Origin of the sequence: Pseudomonas sp. P20 (genome assembly GCF_016463925.1) — a bacterium.
In the GTDB taxonomy this organism is placed as follows: domain Bacteria; phylum Pseudomonadota; class Gammaproteobacteria; order Pseudomonadales; family Pseudomonadaceae; genus Pseudomonas; species Pseudomonas aeruginosa.
On sequence record NZ_JAEMVM010000030.1, the window covers coordinates 165,016 to 183,852 of the forward strand.

Annotated in this window: 19 protein-coding genes and 1 pseudogene; 14 read left to right on the plus strand and 6 right to left on the minus strand. The window is 68.0% G+C overall.

Features of this window, described 5'->3' with window-relative positions; all coding sequences use genetic code 11:
• From narI to JHD77_RS28270, 4 genes are all read left to right on the plus strand, one after another.
• On the plus strand, positions 1-684 hold the full coding sequence (narI, locus tag JHD77_RS28255) for a respiratory nitrate reductase subunit gamma (RefSeq protein ID WP_003092953.1): 684 nt from the start codon (positions 1-3) through the stop codon (positions 682-684).
• A gap of 54 nt (positions 685-738) precedes the next feature.
• Entirely contained in the window at positions 739-1,557 is an 819-nt protein-coding gene (locus JHD77_RS28260) for a peptidylprolyl isomerase (RefSeq protein WP_003105307.1), read from the plus strand.
• 56 nt (positions 1,558-1,613) lie between these two features.
• The gene (moaA, locus tag JHD77_RS28265; RefSeq protein WP_003092949.1) at positions 1,614-2,603 is read left to right on the plus strand and encodes a GTP 3',8-cyclase MoaA; all 990 of its coding nucleotides are present in this window, start codon (positions 1,614-1,616) and stop codon (positions 2,601-2,603) included.
• A gap of 636 nt (positions 2,604-3,239) precedes the next feature.
• Entirely contained in the window at positions 3,240-4,031 is a 792-nt protein-coding gene (locus JHD77_RS28270; RefSeq protein ID WP_003118292.1) for an ABC transporter substrate-binding protein, read from the plus strand.
• 23 nt (positions 4,032-4,054) lie between these two features.
• On the opposite strand, the gene dauR is transcribed toward JHD77_RS28270, so the two are convergent.
• The 4 genes from dauR to rhlB form a co-directional block, all read right to left on the minus strand.
• Positions 4,055-4,687, minus strand: coding sequence for a transcriptional regulator DauR (gene dauR / locus JHD77_RS28275; RefSeq protein ID WP_003113779.1), 633 nt, complete (start codon positions 4,685-4,687; stop codon positions 4,055-4,057).
• A 62-nt stretch (positions 4,688-4,749) separates the two neighbouring features.
• Positions 4,750-5,877, minus strand: coding sequence for an FAD-dependent catabolic D-arginine dehydrogenase DauA (gene dauA, locus JHD77_RS28280; protein ID WP_024929076.1), 1,128 nt, complete (start codon positions 5,875-5,877; stop codon positions 4,750-4,752).
• Between the two features lie 22 nt (positions 5,878-5,899).
• On the minus strand, positions 5,900-6,847 hold the full coding sequence (gene dauB, locus JHD77_RS28285; protein WP_003118294.1) for an NAD(P)H-dependent anabolic L-arginine dehydrogenase DauB: 948 nt from the start codon (positions 6,845-6,847) through the stop codon (positions 5,900-5,902).
• Between the two features lie 160 nt (positions 6,848-7,007).
• Positions 7,008-8,531, minus strand: a complete 1,524-nt coding sequence (gene rhlB, locus JHD77_RS28290; protein ID WP_003158777.1) for an ATP-dependent RNA helicase RhlB — start codon at positions 8,529-8,531, stop codon at positions 7,008-7,010.
• 283 nt (positions 8,532-8,814) lie between these two features.
• On the opposite strand from rhlB, the gene JHD77_RS28295 reads away from it, so the two are divergent.
• A complete protein-coding gene (locus tag JHD77_RS28295) occupies positions 8,815-10,713 on the plus strand; it encodes an acyl-CoA synthetase (RefSeq protein ID WP_015649496.1) in 1,899 nt (632 codons plus the stop codon).
• Between the two features lie 15 nt (positions 10,714-10,728).
• On the opposite strand, the gene JHD77_RS28300 is transcribed toward JHD77_RS28295, so the two are convergent.
• On the minus strand, positions 10,729-11,376 hold the full coding sequence (locus JHD77_RS28300; RefSeq protein WP_003105021.1) for an alpha/beta hydrolase: 648 nt from the start codon (positions 11,374-11,376) through the stop codon (positions 10,729-10,731).
• Positions 11,377-11,672: 296 nt separating this feature from the next.
• On the opposite strand from JHD77_RS28300, the gene JHD77_RS28305 reads away from it, so the two are divergent.
• From JHD77_RS28305 to JHD77_RS28345, 9 genes are all read left to right on the plus strand, one after another.
• Positions 11,673-12,698 carry an amino acid ABC transporter substrate-binding protein gene (locus JHD77_RS28305; RefSeq protein WP_003119272.1) on the plus strand — a complete coding sequence of 342 codons (1,026 nt, stop codon included), beginning with the start codon at positions 11,673-11,675 and terminating at the stop codon, positions 12,696-12,698.
• Positions 12,699-12,809: 111 nt separating this feature from the next.
• A complete protein-coding gene (gene pcsA, locus JHD77_RS28310) occupies positions 12,810-13,526 on the plus strand; it encodes a phosphatidylcholine synthase (protein ID WP_003105024.1) in 717 nt (238 codons plus the stop codon).
• A 70-nt stretch (positions 13,527-13,596) separates the two neighbouring features.
• Positions 13,597-14,079 carry a nuclear transport factor 2 family protein gene (locus tag JHD77_RS28315; RefSeq protein WP_034022726.1) on the plus strand — a complete coding sequence of 161 codons (483 nt, stop codon included), beginning with the start codon at positions 13,597-13,599 and terminating at the stop codon, positions 14,077-14,079.
• Between the two features lie 66 nt (positions 14,080-14,145).
• Positions 14,146-14,847, plus strand: coding sequence for a glutathione S-transferase C-terminal domain-containing protein (locus JHD77_RS28320; protein WP_003092922.1), 702 nt, complete (start codon positions 14,146-14,148; stop codon positions 14,845-14,847).
• Positions 14,840-15,154 (plus strand): GIY-YIG nuclease family protein, encoded by a 315-nt coding sequence (locus JHD77_RS28325; RefSeq protein WP_003119275.1) that lies wholly within the window; start codon positions 14,840-14,842, stop codon positions 15,152-15,154. The genes JHD77_RS28320 and JHD77_RS28325 overlap by 8 nt, the downstream gene beginning before the upstream one ends.
• Before the next feature lie 28 nt (positions 15,155-15,182).
• Positions 15,183-15,872, plus strand: a complete 690-nt coding sequence (locus JHD77_RS28330; RefSeq protein ID WP_003105028.1) for a CatB-related O-acetyltransferase — start codon at positions 15,183-15,185, stop codon at positions 15,870-15,872.
• A 120-nt stretch (positions 15,873-15,992) separates the two neighbouring features.
• Positions 15,993-16,928, plus strand: coding sequence for a glutathione S-transferase family protein (locus JHD77_RS28335; RefSeq protein ID WP_003092916.1), 936 nt, complete (start codon positions 15,993-15,995; stop codon positions 16,926-16,928).
• 3 nt (positions 16,929-16,931) lie between these two features.
• Positions 16,932-17,684 (plus strand): VIT1/CCC1 transporter family protein, encoded by a 753-nt coding sequence (locus JHD77_RS28340; protein ID WP_009876987.1) that lies wholly within the window; start codon positions 16,932-16,934, stop codon positions 17,682-17,684.
• Positions 17,685-17,772: 88 nt separating this feature from the next.
• Positions 17,773-18,684: a hypothetical protein gene (locus tag JHD77_RS28345; RefSeq protein WP_003119277.1), complete on the plus strand. Its 912-nt coding sequence runs from the start codon at positions 17,773-17,775 to the stop codon at positions 18,682-18,684.
• A gap of 42 nt (positions 18,685-18,726) precedes the next feature.
• Here the strand turns inward: JHD77_RS28345 and JHD77_RS28350 are convergent.
• Positions 18,727-18,837: pseudogene (locus JHD77_RS28350) on the minus strand (nucleoid-associated protein YejK); the annotation flags it as partial.

Sequence of the window (18,837 nt, forward strand, 5' to 3'; positions counted from 1 at the left end):
ATGTCGACCAATCTTCTGTTCTTCGGGATCTATCCCTATGTCGCGCTGCTGATCTGCCTGGTCGGCAGCTGGGCGCGCTTCGACCTCTCGCAGTACACCTGGAAGGCCGGTTCCAGCCAGATGCTCAGCAAGAAGGGCATGCGGGTATACAGCAACCTGTTCCACGTCGGCGTGCTGTTCATCCTCGCCGGCCACTTCGTCGGCCTGCTGACCCCGGCCTCGGTCTACCACCACCTGATCAGCACCGAGAACAAGCAACTGCTGGCGATGGTCTCCGGCGGCTTCTTCGGCGTGCTCTGCTTCATCGGCCTGAGCGGACTGATCCTGCGCCGCCTGACCGACGCACGGGTGCGCGCCACTGGCAACGCCTCCGACCTGATGATCCTGCTGGTGCTCTACGCCCAGCTGATCCTCGGCCTCTCCACCATCGTCGCCTCGACCCATCACATGGATGGCTCGGTGATGGTGATGCTCGCCGACTGGGCCCAGGCCATCGTCACCCTGCGTCCGCTGGCGGCGGCCGAGGCCATCGCGCCGGTGGGCCTGGTCTACAAGCTGCACGTCGGCCTGGGCCTTACCCTGTTCGTGCTGTTCCCCTTCACCCGCCTGGTGCACATCGTCAGCGCGCCGGTGTGGTACCTGGGCCGGCGCTACCAGATCGTGCGTCAGAAACGTCCTGCCTGAACCCTGGGCGGCCGGCGCATCCGGCGCCGGCCCGCCGAACCGAGGTGATCGATCATGAGTTGCTCCCACTACGAAGAACGCGTCGAGAAGGTCGAACTGCCGCAACTGAAGGTCAACGGCATGGCCATCGGCGAAGACCTGCTGGCCCGCGAACTGCAATACCACCCGGCGGACAGCTATGCGCTGGCGCTGGAGGCCGCCTGCCGTGCGCTGATCGTCCGCCAGTTGCTCCTGCAACGGGCCGACGCGCTGGGCATCGAGGCCCGCTGCGAAGACGGCGAGACGCCGGAGGAAGCGCGCATCCGCCAATTGCTGGAGGAAGAGGTGCAGGTCCCGGAAGCCGACGAAGACGCCTGCCGGACCTGGTACGCGGCCAATCCGGGGCGCCTGCTCGGCCCCTGGCGCCTGCAATTGCGCCATGTGCTGCTGGCCTGCGCGCCGGACGACCTGGAAGGCCGCGAGACGGCGCGCAAGCAGGCCGCGGAGCTGCTCGACGAGTTGCGCGGGCATCCCGAGCGCTTCGTCGACCTGGCCCGGCGTTTCTCCGCCTGCCCGTCGAAGGAGTCGGGTGGCGACCTTGGCTGGATCGAGCCGGGGCAGACCGTCCCCGAATTCGAGAAGCGCCTGCTGCGCCGCGCGCCCGGGCTGCTCGAGCATCCGCTGGAAAGCCGCTATGGCCTGCATGTGGTGGAACTGCTGGCGCGCGAAGGCGGCGAGCCGCTCGACTTCGACGCGGCCCGCGCACAGATCGCCGCGCACCTGCAAGCGCAGGTGTTGCAGCGAGCGGTGGGACAGTACATCGGCGTGCTGGCGGGAGACGCCTGCATCGAGGGCTTCGCCTTCGAGGGTGCGGATGGGGCGCTGGTGCAATAGCCTTCGGTGCCGATGTTTCCCTCTCCCTCCCGCACATCAATCGGAGTACCCAGGACATGACCGACTGGATCGATGGCCAAGGCCGACAGATCGACTACCTGCGCCTGTCGGTCACCGACCGTTGCGACTTCCGCTGTGTCTACTGCATGGCCGAGGACATGCGCTTCCTGCCGCGCCAGCAGGTGCTGACCCTGGAGGAGATCGAGCGGGTCGCCCGGCTGTTCGTCGCCGGCGGTGTGCGCAAGCTGCGCCTGACCGGCGGCGAGCCGCTGGTGCGGCCCGGCATCGTCGGCCTGTGCGAGCGCCTGGCGGCACTGCCGGGGTTGCGCGAACTGTGCATGACCAGCAACGGCTCGCAACTGGTGCGCTACGCCCGGCCGTTGTACGACGCCGGCCTGTCGCGTCTCAACATCAGCCTCGATACCCTCGATCCGCTGCGCTTCCGGGCGATCACCCGCAACGGCGAGCTGGACAAGGTGCTGGCCGGCATCGACGCCGCCCAGGCCGCCGGTTTCCGCCGGATCAAGCTGAACGCGGTGGTGATGAAGGGGCGCAACGCCGATGAGGTGCCGGCGCTGGTGGACTTCGCCATCGCCCGCGGCCTGGATATCAGCTTCATCGAGGAGATGCCGCTTGGCCAGGTCGGCCGCGAACGTGGCGAGAGCTTCTGCTCCAGCGACGAAGTACGCGCGCTGATCGCCCAGCGCCACGCCTTGCTCGACAGCGCCGAGCAGAGCGGCGGGCCGGCGCGCTACGTGCGCCTGGTCGAGCATCCGCAGACACGCATCGGCTTCATCTCGCCGCACTCGCACAACTTCTGCGCCACCTGCAACCGCCTGCGCCTGACCGTCGAGGGCCGCCTGCTGCTGTGCCTCGGCCACGAGCATTCGCTCGACCTGCGCGCGCTGCTGCGCCGCCACCCGCTGCACGACGGGCCGTTGCTGGAAGCGATCGGCGAGGCGCTCCAGCGCAAGCCGGCGCGCCATGAATTCAGCGCCGCCGGCGAGGTGCAGGTGCTGCGCTTCATGAACATGAGCGGCGGCTGAGGCGACTCGGGGCGCCTCCAGCGGGCCTTCGCCAGCGGCCAGGGCGAGGCCGCTCTTCTGGTAGGTCACCAGGGTCTCGTCGCCGGTCTCGCTGCTGTACAGCTCGCCCCCGGAAACATCACGGCATAACCGTCGCAGGAACTGCGTGCGATCACCTAGCTGCGCCGCGCGTCCGGGTGGCCGGGCATGTCCAGCCCGACCGGGTCCCGTACGTCGCTCAGGCACCCTTCGGTACTCGCGCTCGGCGCCGACCTGGGCGCGCTAGCTGGCGGAGCGCGGCTTGCGACGGGTAGCGAAGCCTCTCAAGGGCGTTGACGAAACGAAAAAATCCCCGCGGCATGAGCGTGACGCGGGGATCCAGGCGTAAATAGAGCCTTAACCGTGATAGCTGAAATGGAGCAAGGGGTGATGTCTGCGTAGCGGAACACCTCGCGGGGTGGCTGTGTATGGCTCAAGACTAAGTCCCGCGGGCCGGCGGGCCTATTCCTCGAAGGAGGTAAGGAGGGGTAGCGGAGGAGGGACGGCGATTGACGATGTATACTTTTTGGTCCAGATTGGACGAAAAGTATAAAGGCGGATCACCGTCTGTTTCCTGCCCGGGCCGCGGGCGCACCTTCGTCACCCCTGGAGTCGTCCATGATCAAGTCGCTGAACACCAAGAACCTGCTGGGAGGCCTGCTGCTCGGCGTGCTCGCCAGCGGATCCGCCGTCGCCGCCGATGGCAACCTGCGGATCGGCATCGAGGCCGCCTACCCGCCGTTTTCCTTCAAGACCGCCGAAGGCGAACTGGCCGGCTTCGACTACGACATCGGCAACGCGCTGTGCGCGCAGATGCAGGTGAAGTGCCAGTGGATCGAGCAGGAGTACGACGGCCTGATTCCCTCGCTGAAAGTTCGCAAGATAGACGCCGCGCTGTCCTCCATCACCATCACCGAGGAGCGCCGGCGCTCGGTGGACTTCACCCACAAGTACTACTTCACGCCGGGCCGCCTGGTGATGAAGGAAGGCGCCCAGCTCGACGACAGCTTCAGCCAGTTGGCCGGCAAGCGCATCGGCGTGCAGCGCGGCGCTACCGCCGACCGCTTCGCCAGTGCGGTGCTGGCCAAGGCCGGTGCCGAAGTGGTGCGCTACACCAGCCAGGACGAGATCTACCTGGACCTGGTGGCCGGCCGCCTCGACGCCACCTTCGCCGACTCCATCCCGCTGCAGACCGGCTTCCTCGATACCCCGCGCGGCAAGGGCTACGCCTTCGTCGGGCCGGAGTTCAAGGACCCGAAATACTTCGGCGAGGGCGCCGGGATCGCGGTGCGCAAGGGGGACGCCGAGCTGGTCGGCAAGCTCAACGCGGCGATCGACGCGATTCGTGCCGACGGGACCTACAAGCGCATCGAGGGCAAGTACTTCAAGAGCGACATCTACGGCGACTGACCGCTCGCCGGCGGCGGCTGCCGTCAGTCGCCGCCTTCCTTCAGCTCCTTGAGGTGCTTGTAGACCGTCGCACGGCCCATGTTCAGCACGTTGGCCACATAGTTGGCGGCGCTCTTGCCCTTGAACGCGCCCTCGGCGTGCAGGGCCAGGACCAGTTCGCGCTTGTGCTCGCGGGTCAGCAGGTTCAAGCCGAGCTGGCGTTGCCGCAGCCAGCCGTGCAGGAAGGTGTTGATGCGCTCCTGCCAGTCGTCGCGGAACAGCGCGTCCGGTTGCGGGATCAGCTTGCTCGGCGAGAGGAACAGGTCGAGTGCCGCCTTGGCGCTCTCGAACAGGCTGATGTTCAGGTTGATGCACAGCACCGCCAGCGGCTGGCCGGCGGAGTCGCGCAGCACGGTGCTGACCGAGCGGATCTTCTGCCCGTCCCAGTTGAGCTTCTCGTAGGGACCGATGTTGCGCTCGTCGCTATCGCCTTCGAGCATGTCTTCCAGCGCCGAGTCGTCGCCGACCTCGCGCTTGGACAGGTTGTTGGCGATGTAGTCGACCCGCTGGCTGCGCAGGTCGTGCAGGACCACTTCGGCGTGGGGGAAGAACAGGGTGGCGATGCCGTCGGCGATCGCCCGGTAGTTCTCCAGGCTGGGGTCTTGGCTCGGGCTCATGCGCAGGAACTCTCGTGGGACGACGGGCGAGGCGAGTGTGCCGCAAACCCGCCGCCGGGTCATCAGGGGGACAGGCGGCGCGGCGACAGCATCGCCTCGTCCAGGCCGTGCTCGCGCAGGTGCGCCGGCAGCGGCTGGTGGCGGATCAGCGCGGCGCTGGCCTCGCCCATCGCCGCCGAGGTCTGGATACCGTAGCCGCCCTGGGCGGCGACCCAGAAGAAGCCTTCCGCATCGGCGGCGTAGCCGGCCACCAGGTCGCCGTCGGCGACGAACGAGCGCAGCCCTGCCCAGGTGTGTTCCGGGCGGCGAATGGTGAGGATGGTGGCTTCTTCGATCAGGTACATGCCGGTGGCGATGTCCAGTTGCTCGGGCTGCACGTCGTGGGCTTCGACCGGATCGGCGTTGGCCGGCGAGCCGAGCAACATGCCGGCGTCCGGCTTCAGGTAGAAGGATTCGTCGAGGCTGACCAGCATCGGCCAGTCGTGGCAGTCGATGCCCGGCGGCGGGGCGAAGATGAAGGCCGAGCGGCGCTTGGGCTGCAGGCCCAGCGGGCGGACGCCGGCCAGCCCGGCGATGGCGTCGCACCAGGCGCCTGCGGCGTTGACCAGCACCGCCGCGCGGTAGCTGCCGGCGTCGCAGCGGACTTCCCAGGCGCCGTCGACCCGGCGGATCTCCAGCGCTTCGTGGTTGCACAGGACCTGCCCCTGGTTGCGGCGGATGCCGCGCAGGTAGCCCTGGTGCAGGGCGTCGGTATCGATGTCGGCGCCGGTGGGGTCGTAGGTGGCGCCGAAGACCTTGTCGCGACGCAGCACCGGCACGATCGAGCAGGCCTGTTCCGCGTCCAGCAGGCGCATCTGCGGCACCAGCGCCTTGCCGCTTTCGTATTGGCGGCGGAGTTCTTCCGGATCGTCGCTGAAGTCGACCACCATTTCCGGACGCGGGCTGAGCAGCGGATGCTCGCAGAAGCCGGCCGGCGGGTTGTCGAAGAAGGCCCGGCTGGCGGCGGTGAGCGCGCGCACCTGGGGTGTGCCGTAGGCCACCGTGTAGTGCGCGGCGGAGCGGCCGGTGGAGTGGTAGCCGGGCTGCGCCTCGCGCTCCAGCACCACGACCCGGCCGTGGGCCGACAGCCAGTAGCCGGTGGATGCGCCGGCGATGCCGGCACCGATGACGAGGTAATCCGCTTCGATCATGCTGCTCTCCTGCATCGCGCGATCAGCCTGCCTGGCGCAGGCGGTAGAGGGCGTTGGCCAGGGCTACGTCTTCCAGGCCCAGGCCGATCGAGCGGAAGAACGCCGGGCGCCGGTATTCCGGACGTGGCGCCTGGCCGCTGAGCAGTTCGGCGAGGTCGCCGCGGATCGCCTCGGGGCTCCAGCCATGCTGTTCGGCGGCGATCAGCATCTCGCCGGCGGAGCCTGGGGTGGTGTGCCGGTAGTCGCAATAGACGTCCATGGCCGCCAGGCTTTCCGCCGGTACCTCATGGGCGCGGGGCGCGTTGGTGCTGATCGAGGTGACCAGCGCCGGGCGCTTGAGTTGGCGCGGGTCGATCACCGCTCGGGCCGAGGAGGTGCAGAGCAGGATCACATCGGCTTCGTCCAGCGCTTCCTCCAGGCTGCCTGCGGCTTCGGCGCGCGGGTCGATGGCGCGGAGGCTTTGCAGGCGGCGCTCGTCCAGGCTCGGCGAATGGACTCGCACGCCCTGCCAGTCACGCAGGCCCTTCACGTATTGCAGGTGGGCATGGGCCACCGGTCCGCTGCCGATCAGCGCCAGGCGGCCGGCCTCGGCCGGAGCCAGGGCATCCACCGCCACCGCGGTGGTGGCGGCGGTGCGCGCGGTGGTCAGCCGGGCGGCATCGCAGAGCAGCAAGGGCTGGCCGGTCTGCATCGACATCAGCAGGGTCCAGGCGGTGACCAACGGGCCCTGTTCGCGAACGATGTAGGGCGAAGTCTTGACTCCGTAGACCTGTTCCTGGGCGAGCACGCCGAGGTAGTTGATGAAGTCGCCGCGACCGGCGGGGAACTCCACCAGTTGCTGGGCCGGCTGGAGCGCCTGGCCGGCGGCCAGGTCGAGGAACAGCTGGCGCATGGCCTGGAGGACGTCGATACGGGCGAGCAGTTGCTCGGCTTCGGCCTGCTGGACGATCAGGGGAGTGGCGGCGCTCATGCGATCTCCGGAATGGATGTAAACAATTTGTCCATTCTGGACTTTAAGGTATTGCCGGGCAAGCGCCGACCCGCCTCGATGACCGACGGCGGCACCTGCGTGTCGCAGAAACGAAAAAGGCGAAGCCGGATGGCTTCGCCTTTTTTCTCCACGCCTGCGTTCAGTGCTTGCGCGGTACCGGCTTGAGCAGTTCGGCCGGCGGCATCTCGCAGGTGATCTTGCGGCCCAGCAGTTCTTCGATCGGCGGCAGGGCGAAGGCATCGTCCTCGCCGGCGAAGCTGATCGAGGTGCCCGAGGCGCCGGCGCGGCCGGTACGACCGATACGGTGCACGTAGTCGTCCGGGTCCTCCGGCAGGGTGAAGTTGATCACATGGCTGATGCCGTCGATGTGGATGCCGCGGCCGGCCACGTCGGTTGCCACCAGGACGCGGATCTTGCCTTCGCGGAAGCCTTCCAGGGTGCGGATGCGCTTGTGCTGCGGTACGTCGCCGGACATCTGGGCGGCGCTGATGCCGTCCTTGGTCAGGCGTTCCTCGATGCGGCGGACTTCGTCCTTGCGGTTGGCGAAGACCATCACCCGTTCCCAGTTGTTCTGTGCCACCAGGTTGTACAGCAGCTTGTACTTGTCGCTGCCGGCCACGGCGTAGACATGCTGCTCGACGGTGTCGCTGGCGACGTTCTCCGGCTCGATCTCGACGATCGCCGGATCGACGGTCCACTGCTTGGCGAGGTTCATCACGTCGTCGGTGAAGGTCGCCGAGAACAGCAGGGTCTGGCGTTCGCCCTTGTGCGGGGTCTGCCGGATGATCTGCCGGACCTGCGGGATGAAACCCATGTCGAGCATGCGGTCGGCTTCGTCGAGGACCATCACCTCGACCATGTCCAGGTGCACCTCGCCGCGCTGGTTGAAGTCCAGCAGACGGCCTGGGGTGGCTACCAGGATGTCGCAGAAGCGCGCTTCCAGCTGCTTGAGTTGCTTGTCGAAGTCCATGCCGCCGACGAAGGTCATCACGTTCAGCCCGGTGTACTTGGTCAGCGCCGCGGCGTCCTTGGCGATCTGTACCACCAGTTCGCGGGTCGGGGCGATGATCAGCGCGCGCGGCTCGCCCATGTAGCGCTCTTTCGGCGGCGGGGTCTGCAGCAATTGGGTGATGATCGAGATGAGGAACGCGGCGGTCTTGCCGGTGCCGGTCTGTGCGCGGCCGATGGCGTCCTGGCCGCGCAGGGTGAAGCCCAGTACCTGCGCCTGGATCGGGGTGCAGTAGGGGAAGCCGAGGTCATGGATGGCGTGCATCAGGCTCGGGGCGAGGTTGAAGTCGTGGAAGCGGGTCTTGCCTTCCTGCGGTTCGACCACGAAGTCTTCCAGCTTCCAGTTGTCCACCGGCTTCGGCTTGCGTTCGCGGCGCGGCTTGTCGCTGCGCGGCTTGGCGTCCCGGCCTTCTTTGGCGGCGGGTTTGGCGGGCTTTTCGCCTTTCTCGGCCTTTTCAGCGGCGCGCGGGGCGCCGGACTCGTTGTCGGCGCGCGGGGGGCGCGGTTTGCGTGGGCGTTTCTCGGTCGGCTTTTCGCCGGTGGGGGCGGTACCTTTCGCGGTAGCGCCGGCAGGGCCTTGCGGGACCGGGGAGGAACCGCTCTGCGGCTGGGTTCCGTCGGCCTTGCCGAAGATTTTCTTGAGTGCTTTGAGCACGGCGATCTCGTAGTGGTTAAGGAATGAACGGGCGCCAGTGTAAAGCATGTTGCCAGCGGGGAGAAATCCATGCTTGGCCGGCGCCCTCCAGCCCTGGCCGGACGGGGCCTGGAGGGGGCTGCGCGAAGCTCCCGGGGCAGCCTTCGGGAGGACTCGTGCGCGCGACCGGTGGCGCGCTACAAAAAGACAACGGTAGGGCGACGACGGGGGTGGCATCTTCGGGACGGTGCCGGAGCGATCCGGCGAGTGTCCGCCCACTCACCAACGGAAGAACAAGAAAACCATGAATCCGTCCCCATCGATCGCCGGGCTGAGCGATATCGAAGCCCTGGAACGCGTGCCGCTGGAACAGCGTGACCTGCCGTCCAGCACCTACGAACTGTTGCAACGCTCGGCCCAGCGCCACGGCCAGCGTATCGCCCTGAGCTGCCTGCTGCATGGCAGCGCCGCCGAAGAACCGCTGCGGATCAGCTATGCCGAGCTGTTCGCCCGCGTCACCCAGACCGCCAACGCCTTGCACCGGCTGGGCCTGGAAAGCCACCAGGCGGTGTCCTTCCTGCTGCCCAACCTGCCGCAGACCCACTACGTGATCTGGGGCGGCGAGGCTGCCGGGATCGTCAATGCGATCAACCCGCTGCTGGAGCCGGAGCACATCGCCGAGCTGATCCGCGCCTCCAACACGCGGGTGCTGGTGACCCTGGCGCCGTTCCCCGGCACCGACCTGTGGCAGAAGGTCGCCGGCCTGCGCGCGCAGCTGCCGGAGCTGTACGCGATCGTCGTGGTCGATCCGGCCAACCTGTTGCCGGCGCCGCAGCGCGAGGCGCTCAAGGCCCAGCGCGGGCCGCTGCCGGAGGGCGTGCTGGACTTCGATACGCTGATCGCCGACTGCCCGGCAGACCGCCTGGAGAGCGGACGGGCGATCCATCCGGACGACGTCGCTTCCTATTTCCACACCGGCGGCACCACCGGCACGCCGAAGCTGGCGCCGCACAGCCACTTCAACGAGGTGGCGATGGCCGAGATCATGGGCCTGAACGCCGACTACGGGGTGGACGACGTGCTGCTCTGCGGCCTGCCGCTGTTCCACGTCAACGGCGTGATGGTTACCGGCCTGGCGCCCTTCCATCGCGGCGCCCAGGTGCTCCTGGCCGGGCCCCAGGGCTACCGCAATCCGACCCTGATCCAGGACTTCTGGAAGCTGGTGGAACGCTACCGGGTCACCAGCTTCAGTGGCGTGCCGACCATCTACGCGGCGTTGCTGCAGGTCCCCAGCGATGGCCGCGACCTGTCCAGCCTGCGTTTCGCCCTGTGCGGCGCGGCGCCGATGCCGGTGGAGCTGATCCGCCAGTTCGAGGCGCGTACCGGGCTCAAGGTGATCGAGGGCTACGGCCTCACCGAAGGTACCTGCGGCACCAGTTGCAACCCGCGTGGCGGCGAGCGCCGGCCGGGTTCGATCGGCCTGCGCCTGCCGTACTGCCAGGTGAAGGTCGCGGTGCTCGACGGCGAGGGCAATTACCTGCGCGATGCCGCGCCGAACGAGGTGGGCAACCTCTGCCTGAAGGGCCCGACGGTGTTCAAGGGCTACCTGCAACAGGACCGGAACCGCGATATCTGGATCGGCGATGGCTGGTTCAATACCGGCGACCTCGGTCGTATCGACGAGGACGGCTACATCTGGCTCACCGGGCGCAGCAAGGACCTGATCATTCGCGGTGGCCACAACATCGACCCACAGATGATCGAAGAAGCGCTGCACCGGCATCCGGCCGTGGCCCTGGCGGCGGCGGTGGGCAAGCCGGACGCCAAGGCCGGCGAGCTGCCGGTGGCGTATATCCAGCTCAAGCCTGGCGCCAGCGCCAGCGAGGAAGAGCTGCTGGAGCACGCCAGCCGCCACGTACCGGAGCGCGCGGCGGTGCCCAAGGATATCTGGCTGATCGAGAGCATGCCGGTCACCGCGGTGGGCAAGACCTTCAAGCCGGCGCTGCGCCTGGACGCGATCCGCCGGGTGCTGGAGGAGGAAAGCCGGAGGATCGCCGAGGATATCCGCGTGGAGGTGGTCGCCGACGAGCGCCACGGCCAGCTCGCCCACCTGCACGTTCCCGCGCTTGACGAAAGACGCCAGGCGGCGCTGGAAGAGCTGCTCGGCGGCTACGCGCTGAACTACCGGCTGCACGCCGTCTGAGAGAAGCTCCGGGCGTCAGAGGCGCTTGCGCAGCCAGGCGCCGATGTCGTGGATTTCCTCCAGGGACACCTCGTGGCCCATCGGGTAGTCGTGCCAGCCCACCTCCACGCCCTGCGCCTGCAAGGCGTCATGGGCCGCGCGGCCAAGCGCCGGGTCGACCACGTCGTCCTGGCTGCCGTGCAGGTGCAGGACCGGAATCCGCTTGTGGCGCTCGTCCAGCGCCAGGTCGTCGAAGGTCGGCGCGTAGGTGGATAGCGCCAGCACCCCGCCGAGCGGCTGGGCGTAGCGGCGGAAGGCGGTATGCAGGACCACCGCGCCGCCCTGCGAGAAACCGGCGAGGATGATCCGCTCGGCGGCGATGCCCTTGGCGCGCTGTTCATCGATGAGAGCGATGACCTGGTCGGCGGAGGCGTTCAACTGGTCTTCGTCGATGGCCCGCGCCGGACTGAAGGCAAGGATGTCGTACCAGCTCGGCATGACCCAGCCGCCATTGACCGTCACCGCCTGGCTCGGCGCCTGGGGGAGGATGAAGCGGGTGCTCGGCAGGACCATCTGCAGGGCTTCGGCCACCGGTTTGAAGTCGGTACGGTCGGCGCCCAGGCCGTGCAGCCAGATGATACAGGCGTCGGCATTCGGGGCATCGAGGATCAGGGGTTCGCTCATGACGGCTCCAGGCAGGGGGCATATGCGTTCGGAATGGGAGGACCATTCGACAACAGGCGCTTTCCCGCTCGCAAGTCGGCCAGATTGTCGCAGATCATGCATTCGCCAATTTCCCGCGGATGCGCTTTGCTAAGGGAAGTGCGCCGGGTACGCCGTTCGTCGCCCGCCGCGGTCGCGCCGCCGGCTGCCTCTGCCGGTGCCGCGGCGCTTGCGGTTACAGTGCGGCGACCGGCCCGGGAAGCGACCGGCGCGGGGCCGGCGGTTCACCCAGGGGCGGCGAAGGGAGTGGCGAACAGATGACAATAATGAAAGGTACCTGGCTGCTGCTGGCCGCTGTCTGCCTCGGCGCCAGCGCCACGGCCGAGGCCGGTGCGACGCTGGATGCGGTGAAGCGCAAGGGCTACGTGCAGTGCGGCGTCAGCGACGGCCTGCCGGGGTTCTCCTACGCCGACGCCAAGGGCCGTTTCAAGGGGCTCGACGTCGACATCTGCCGGGCGCTGGCCGCCGCGCTGTTCGGCGATGCCGAGAAGGTGCGCTTCACCCCGCTGTCCGCCACCGAGCGGTTTTCGGCGTTGCAGTCCGGCACGGTCGATCTGCTGTCGCGCAACACCTCATGGACCAGCTCGCGGGATACCGCGCTGGGCATCCACTTCACCGGCGTCACCTATTTCGACGGCCAGGGCTTCCTGGTCAATCGCAAGCTCGGCGTGTCCAGCGCCCGCGAACTGAAGGACGCGACGGTGTGCATCCAGTCCGGCACCACCAACGAGCTGAACGTGGCGGACTACTTCCGGGCCCACGGCATCCGCTACAAGGCGGTGCTCGACGACAGCTACGAGAAGAGCGCCCGTGCACTGGAGGCGGGGCAGTGCGACGTGCTCAGCTCCGACCAGTCGCAGCTCTACGCCCAGCGCCTGAAGCTGGCCAAGCCGGAGCAGTACGTGGTGCTGCCGGAAGTGATCTCCAAGGAGCCGCTCGGCCCGGCCGTGCGGCAGGGCGACGAAGCCTGGTTCAACATCGTCCGCTGGACCCTGTACGGCCTGCTCAACGCGGAGGAGCTGGGGGTCACCTCGAGCAACGTCGAGCGCCAGGCCAGGGACAGCCGCAACCCGGACGTCGCCCGCCTGCTCGGCAGCGAGGGCGACGCCGGCAAGGACTTGCAACTGCCGCGCGACTGGGTGGTGCAGATGGTGCGCCAGGTCGGCAACTATGGCGAGATCTTCGCCCGCAACGTCGGCGACGGCAGCCCGCTGAAGATGCCGCGCGGCCTCAACGCGCAATGGAATCTCGGCGGCCTGCACTATGCGCCGCCGATTCGCTGACCGGCGGGGCTGGCTGAACTCTCGCCAGCACCGACAATCCGATAACAGACAGACGCACCGGTGCCGGTGCACTATAGAGCGACGCGTCATGCCGAACACCGAACAAGAGAAATGCCCGTGAACCTATCGATGACTCCCATCAACAAAGCCAAGGCCTGGGGCGTCCACGCCGTCACCGCCAGTGGCGTGATCCTGGCCTTGCTGGCCCTGCTCGCGCTGGTCGACAACAAACCCCAGGCCTGCCTGCTCTGGCTCGGCCTGGCCCTGCTGGTGGACGGCCTCGACGGCACCCTGGCGCGCAAGTACGAAGTCAAGGAAATGCTGCCGCATTTCGACGGCTCGGTGCTCGACCTGGTGATCGACTACCTGACCTACGTGTTCATCCCGGCCATCTTCATCTACCGCTACATCCCCCTGCCGGAGCATTTCGAGCTGCTGGCGGTGGGCGTGATCCTGGTTTCATCGCTGTTCTGCTTCTGCAACGTCAACATGAAGAGCACCGATAACTACTTCGTCGGCTTCCCGGCCGCCTGGAACGTGGTGGCGGTGTACTTCTACGTGCTCGACCTGCACCCCTGGGTCAACCTCGCCACGGTGCTGGTGCTGGCTGCCCTGACCCTGACCCGGATGAAGTTCCTCCACCCGTTCCGCGTGCGCCAGTTCATGCCGCTGAACATCGCCGTGACTTTCGTCTGGCTGATCAGCAGCGGTCTGCTGATCGTTCAGCAGCCGGCCGACCTGCCGATCCTGCTCGGCCTGTGGTTCGCCGCCTCGGCCTATTTCGTCGGTATCTGCCTCTGGCGCAGCGCCCGCGAGTGGTTCGGCTGAAACGACCCGGCACGACGGCGTTCCCGCCTGGGGACGCCTGGCAAGTCCCTATCATCGCAAGGAACCCCGCATGGCCCACCCCAACGCCGAACTGATCGAGCGCTTCTACCAGGCCTTCCAGCGCCTCGACGGCGAGGCCATGGCGGCCTGCTACGCTCCCCAGGCGACCTTCCACGACCCGGCCTTCGGCGAACTGCGCGGGCGCGAGGTGGGCGACATGTGGCGCCTGCTGACCAGCCGGGCGCGGGACTTCCGCCTGGACTACGCGAACGTCCGCGCCGACCAGAACGAGGGGTGTGCGCAATGGGTGGCCCACTACCTGTTCACCCAGACCGGGCGCAGGGTGGAGAATCGCATCGAGGCCCGTTTCCGCTTCGCCGGCGGTTTGATCGTCGAGCATCGCGACCAGTTCGACCTGTGGCGCTGGAGCCGCCAGGCGCTTGGCGCCAAGGGCCTGCTGCTGGGCTGGGCGCCGCCGGTGCAGCGGGCGATCCGCGGGCAGGCGCGCAAGGGCCTGGCCGCCTACCAGGCTGCCCATCCGGCGGCCGGCTGAGGCTGTCGGTGGCCGAAGCGCGGATAATCTCCTAAGCTCGCCGCGGACAACCCGCAGGACGCCGCGATGATCACGCTCTTCCAGTTTCCCGCCGCATTCAACGTACCCAATGCCAGTCCCTACTGCCTGAAACTGGAAACCTGGTTGCGCCTGGCCGGCCTGGAGTATCAGGTGAAGGTCGTCAGCGACCCGCGCAAGGCGCCCAAGGGCAAGCTGCCCTACGTGCGTATCGAGGGCGAGGCGATCGGTGACAGCGAGATCGTCATCCGTACCCTCGGCGAGCGCTACGGGGTCACTCTCGACGCCGGCCTGGATGCCCGGGGCAAGGGCTGGGCACGGGCGATCACGCGCCTGTGCGACGAACACCTGTACTACCTGATGCTGTATTTCCGCTGGTTCGATGAGGACAGCTGGCGCGTGCTCAAGCCGGTATTCTTCGGCTCGCTGCCATTCGGCGTGCGCGACGCGGTGGCCTGGGCCATGCGCCGCAAGGTCCGCGCTACCCTCAGGGCGCAGGGACTCGGGGTCCACGGCAGGGACGAACTGCTGGCCTTCGCCCGCGACGACCTCGATGCCCTCGACGGCCTGCTTGGCCAGGTCCCGTACTACGGCGGCGAACATCCGTGCAGCGCCGATGCCGCCGCTTACGGTATCCTCGCCAACCTCATCGAGGCGACCCTGGATACCCCACTCAGCCATGTGGCGCGAGGCTATCCGCGCCTGGTGGCGTATTGCGAGCGGATGCGGGAGCGGGTCTGGAGTGAGTGAGGCGACGGCCGCCACGGCGGCGATCGGGAAGTGTTGGTCGGTCTACCTGGTGAGGGCGGAAAACGGCGCGTTGTACTGCGGCATCAGCGACGATCCGCTGCGCCGCTTCGACACTCATTGCAGCGGCAAGGGCGCGCGGTTCTTCCATTCCAGCCCCGCCCGCGCGCTGGTCTACGTCGAGGCCTGCGCCAGCAAGGGCGACGCCCTGCGCCGCGAGCGGGCGATCAAGGCCCTGAGCAAGCGCGCCAAGGAGCGCCTGTTGGTCGGCGTACCGGTGTTGCGCGAGGTCGGCGAGCCGGCAATCTAGGACGTTCATCTGCGGTCATGGGGTATTCGTGGGTTACCTGAAGAATCATTGGTGGAAACGCTGGATCCGCCGCCGCGGCTGCAAGCTGGCCGGCGGCCCGGCCAGTGTCGGCAAGCGCACCACGCTGGTGCTCGAGGAGCGGGTCGAACTCGGCCACCTGCGCATCGTCCCGCCGAGGCTGGAGATCGGCGCCTACAGCTATGTGCGCAGCGGCACCGACCTGTCCCTGGTGGCGTCCATCGGGCGTTTCTGCTCGATCGGCTCGGACTGCTTCATCGGCCAGGAAAAACACACCCATCCCAGCGACTGGGTGAGCAGCCACCCCTTCCAGCACACCGGCACCGCGCTGCGCTACGAGCCGGCGCTGAGCTACGCGGAAATCGGCCACGACGTCTGGATCGGGCACAGCGCGATGGTGATGGAAGGGGTCAAGGTCGGGACTGGGGCGATCATCGCCACGCGCGCCGTGGTCACTCGCGACGTGCCGCCCTATGCCATCGTCGCCGGGACTCCGGCGCAGGTGATCCGCTACCGGCATCCGCCGGAGATCATCGAGGGCCTGCTCGCCTCACGCTGGTGGGAGCTGGATAGCGCCTTCCTCACCGGCCTGCCGCTGGACCGACCCCGGGAGTTCCTCGCCGCCCTGGAGGCGCGCGAGGCGCCGCGTGCGGCGTACCGGCGGATGACCATCACCCGCCAGGGGTGCCGGCTGGATTGAGCGCGCCCATCGCCAGGCCCATCGGGCCAGGCGATGGGGCGCCCTTCATGTCCCGGATTGTCATAGGCGTGTTTTCTCAGCCGCGCTAAGCTGGTGCCTCACATCCGCCCGGAGGCGCCCATGTCAGAGCTGATCCTGCATCACTATCCCACTTCGCCCTTCGCCGAGAAGGCGCGCCTGCTGCTCGGTTTCAAGCAACTGTCCTGGCGTTCGGTGATGATTCCGCCGGTGATGCCCAAGCCGGACCTGGTGGCGCTGACCGGCGGCTATCGGAAGACCCCGGTGTTGCAGGTCGGCGCCGATGTGTATTGCGATACCGCGTTGATCGCCCGTCGCCTGGAGCAGGAAAAGGCGGTTCCGGCGCTGTTTCCCGAAGGCCAGGAGATGGTCGCCGCGAGCTTCGCCCAGTGGGCCGACGCGGTGCTGTTCCAGCACGCGGTAAGCCTGGCGTTCGCCCCGGAGTCCATCGCCGTGCGTTTCGGCAAGCTGCCGCCGGAATTCCTCAAGGCCTTCATGGCCGATCGCAGCCAGCTATTCAGCGGCGGCAGCGCCGGCCGCCTGCCGCTGGAACAGGCGCGCCACCAGTGGCCGGCATTCATGGCGCGACTGGAGCGCCAGTTGTCGCGCGAGGACGGCGATTTCCTGTTCGGCGAAGCGTCCGTCGCCGACTTCGCCGTGGCGCACTGCCTGTGGTTCCTCAAGGGCACGCCGGTCACCGCGCCGCTGGTCGACGATTACCCGCAGGTGCAGGCCTGGTTGGGACGGGTGCTCGGCTTCGGCCATGGCGCGCCAGCCGAGATGAGTGCGGAGGAAGCCCTGGAGGTGGCTCGCGGCAGCCAGCCCGCGGCATTGCCGGACGAATCCTTCAGCGACCCCAACGGTTTCCTGCCCGGCCAGGCGGTCGCCATCGCCGCCACCGACTACGGTGTCGACGCGGTACAGGGCGAACTGCTCTTCGCCGGCAGCGAGGAACTCATCCTGCGCCGCGAAGACCCGCGGGCGGGTACCGTGCATGTGCATTTCCCGCGCCTGGGCTTTCGCATCGAGGCGCGTTGAGGCATGCCGGCGGAGACCCCGCCGCTGCGGCCGGACGCCGATCCGCCGCAGTGCGCGTTGCCCGAGGCGAGGCCGGACCGCGACGCCGGCACCAAGCTGCGCGCCGCGGTGCTCGGTGCCAACGATGGCCTGGTGTCGAACCTGTGCCTGGTGATGGGCGTGGCGGGTGCGAGCATGGCGCATTCGTCCATCGTCCTCACCGGGATGGCCGGACTGGTGTCCGGGGCCTGTTCGATGGCCCTCGGCGAGTGGCTGTCGGTGACCAACGCCCGCGAGATGGCGAGCAAGCGCATCGCCGAGGAAGAACGCCTGCTCAGGCTCTGCCCGGACACCGAGACCCAGGAACTGATCGATATCTTCACTGCCAAGGGGCTGAGCGAGGTGTCCGCCCGGCGCGTGGCCCTGCAACTGATGAACGACGGTCGTGGCGCGCTGGACACCTTGTCCCGCGAGGCCCTCGGCATCGATCCGACGGAGTTGGGCGGCAACCCGTGGAACGCGGCGGGCACGTCGTTCCTGCTGTTTTCCCTTGGCGCCCTGGTGCCGGTGGCGCCGTTCCTGTTCCTCGACGGTGCCGCGGCGCTGGTCGCAAGCCTGCTGTCCAGCCTGCTTGCGCTGCTGTTCAGCGGCGCGGTCACCGCCCGTTTCACCGGGCGGCCGCTGGCGTTCTCGGCGTTGCGCCAGGTGCTGGTCGGTACCCTTGCCGCGGCCTTCACCTATGGGTTGGGCACCGCGCTCGGCGTGGGCCTGGGCTGAAAGTCCTTCGCCTGCCGGGGACGCCGTTTTACACTGCGACACCCGGCCGGCGTGGCCGGGAACTGGAAAAACCGACCAGGGAGTGGCCATGAACGCCTACGACATCGAAATCGTCAACGACGCCGCGCACGCCGGCGAAGCCAACCACGGCTGGTGCTTCGGCCTGCCGCCGGGCATCCGTCCGGAGCAGTGGCCGCTGGATCCGGACACCGGCTATCCGCTGATGCACGGCTTCACCCTGCTGCTGCCGGAGGACTACCGGGTGCATGGCCCGGAGATCGTCGCGCTGAGCTTCTTCTCCCTCGCCCCGGACCAGAACGACGGTGGACCGACCAGCGTCGACGGCATTCGCGAGATGCTCATCGATCCGCCCGCGCAACCGCCGGCCGAAGCGGAACTGCGGCCGTTCTGGGAGGCCGGGCGCAATAGCCATCCGCGTCTGCATCGGATGGAGGACATCCTCGGCGGCGCCTATGCGTTGATCCTGCTCGACGCCGCTGAATTCAGCGGCGCGCCCTGCCAGCCGCCGGCGCTGCCGGCGGGCAACCCGCTGTTGGCGCAGACCGAGCCGCCGCAGTGGCTGGAGGCTGGTTCGGCGGCCAGCTTCGTGCCGGACTGGGCGGAGGACGACTACTACCTGCTGCGCGCCCTCGGTGGCCGCCCGGCGGCCGGCCACCAGCAGCGCTACCCCCTGCGCTGGACGGCGCGGGCGCAAGACCCCAACGCCGGGGTGGTGCCCAGCGAATACGGCGACGGCGGCTACCAGCTGCCGCACTACTGGCTGGACGGCAAGATCGAGCGCGACAACTACCGCGAGCATCCCTGGGTGGAAGGGCACCTGCCGAACCATATCGGCGGCACCATGCGTCCGGTGCAGGGCGTACCGGAGATGAGTCCCTTCTACGTAGAGTTCGAGGAATACCTGGGCGGCTACAACTTCGGCGGCGGCAACGCCCAGCTCGATTTCCGCGACATGCGCTTCGACTGGGCCTGCGGCTGAGGAGGGAAAGGGAGCGCCGGCGGCGCTCCGGGGCGGCGCGGGTCAGTCCTTGCGCCGCTTGAGCTGGTCCTTCAACTGGGTCGGCAACTGGCGGATGATCAGCATGTCGCGCTCTTCGTCGTATTCCACCTTGGAGCCCAGCAGGTGCGCCTC

Bases quoted from the DNA above. Each gene is read 5' to 3' on its own strand.
- narI (WP_003092953.1), top strand. From the start codon at position 1: ATGTCGACCAATCTTCTGTTCTTCGGGATCTATCCCTATGTCGCGCTG.
- JHD77_RS28260 (WP_003105307.1), top strand. From the start codon at position 739: ATGAGTTGCTCCCACTACGAAGAACGCGTCGAGAAGGTCGAACTGCCG.
- moaA (WP_003092949.1), top strand. From the start codon at position 1,614: ATGACCGACTGGATCGATGGCCAAGGCCGACAGATCGACTACCTGCGC.
- JHD77_RS28270 (WP_003118292.1), top strand. From the start codon at position 3,240: ATGATCAAGTCGCTGAACACCAAGAACCTGCTGGGAGGCCTGCTGCTC.
- dauR (WP_003113779.1), bottom strand. From the start codon at position 4,687: ATGAGCCCGAGCCAAGACCCCAGCCTGGAGAACTACCGGGCGATCGCC.
- dauA (WP_024929076.1), bottom strand. From the start codon at position 5,877: ATGATCGAAGCGGATTACCTCGTCATCGGTGCCGGCATCGCCGGCGCA.
- dauB (WP_003118294.1), bottom strand. From the start codon at position 6,847: ATGAGCGCCGCCACTCCCCTGATCGTCCAGCAGGCCGAAGCCGAGCAA.
- JHD77_RS28295 (WP_015649496.1), top strand. From the start codon at position 8,815: ATGAATCCGTCCCCATCGATCGCCGGGCTGAGCGATATCGAAGCCCTG.
- JHD77_RS28300 (WP_003105021.1), bottom strand. From the start codon at position 11,376: ATGAGCGAACCCCTGATCCTCGATGCCCCGAATGCCGACGCCTGTATC.
- JHD77_RS28305 (WP_003119272.1), top strand. From the start codon at position 11,673: ATGACAATAATGAAAGGTACCTGGCTGCTGCTGGCCGCTGTCTGCCTC.
- pcsA (WP_003105024.1), top strand. From the start codon at position 12,810: ATGCCCGTGAACCTATCGATGACTCCCATCAACAAAGCCAAGGCCTGG.
- JHD77_RS28315 (WP_034022726.1), top strand. From the start codon at position 13,597: ATGGCCCACCCCAACGCCGAACTGATCGAGCGCTTCTACCAGGCCTTC.
- JHD77_RS28320 (WP_003092922.1), top strand. From the start codon at position 14,146: ATGATCACGCTCTTCCAGTTTCCCGCCGCATTCAACGTACCCAATGCC.
- JHD77_RS28335 (WP_003092916.1), top strand. From the start codon at position 15,993: ATGTCAGAGCTGATCCTGCATCACTATCCCACTTCGCCCTTCGCCGAG.
- JHD77_RS28340 (WP_009876987.1), top strand. From the start codon at position 16,932: ATGCCGGCGGAGACCCCGCCGCTGCGGCCGGACGCCGATCCGCCGCAG.
- JHD77_RS28345 (WP_003119277.1), top strand. From the start codon at position 17,773: ATGAACGCCTACGACATCGAAATCGTCAACGACGCCGCGCACGCCGGC.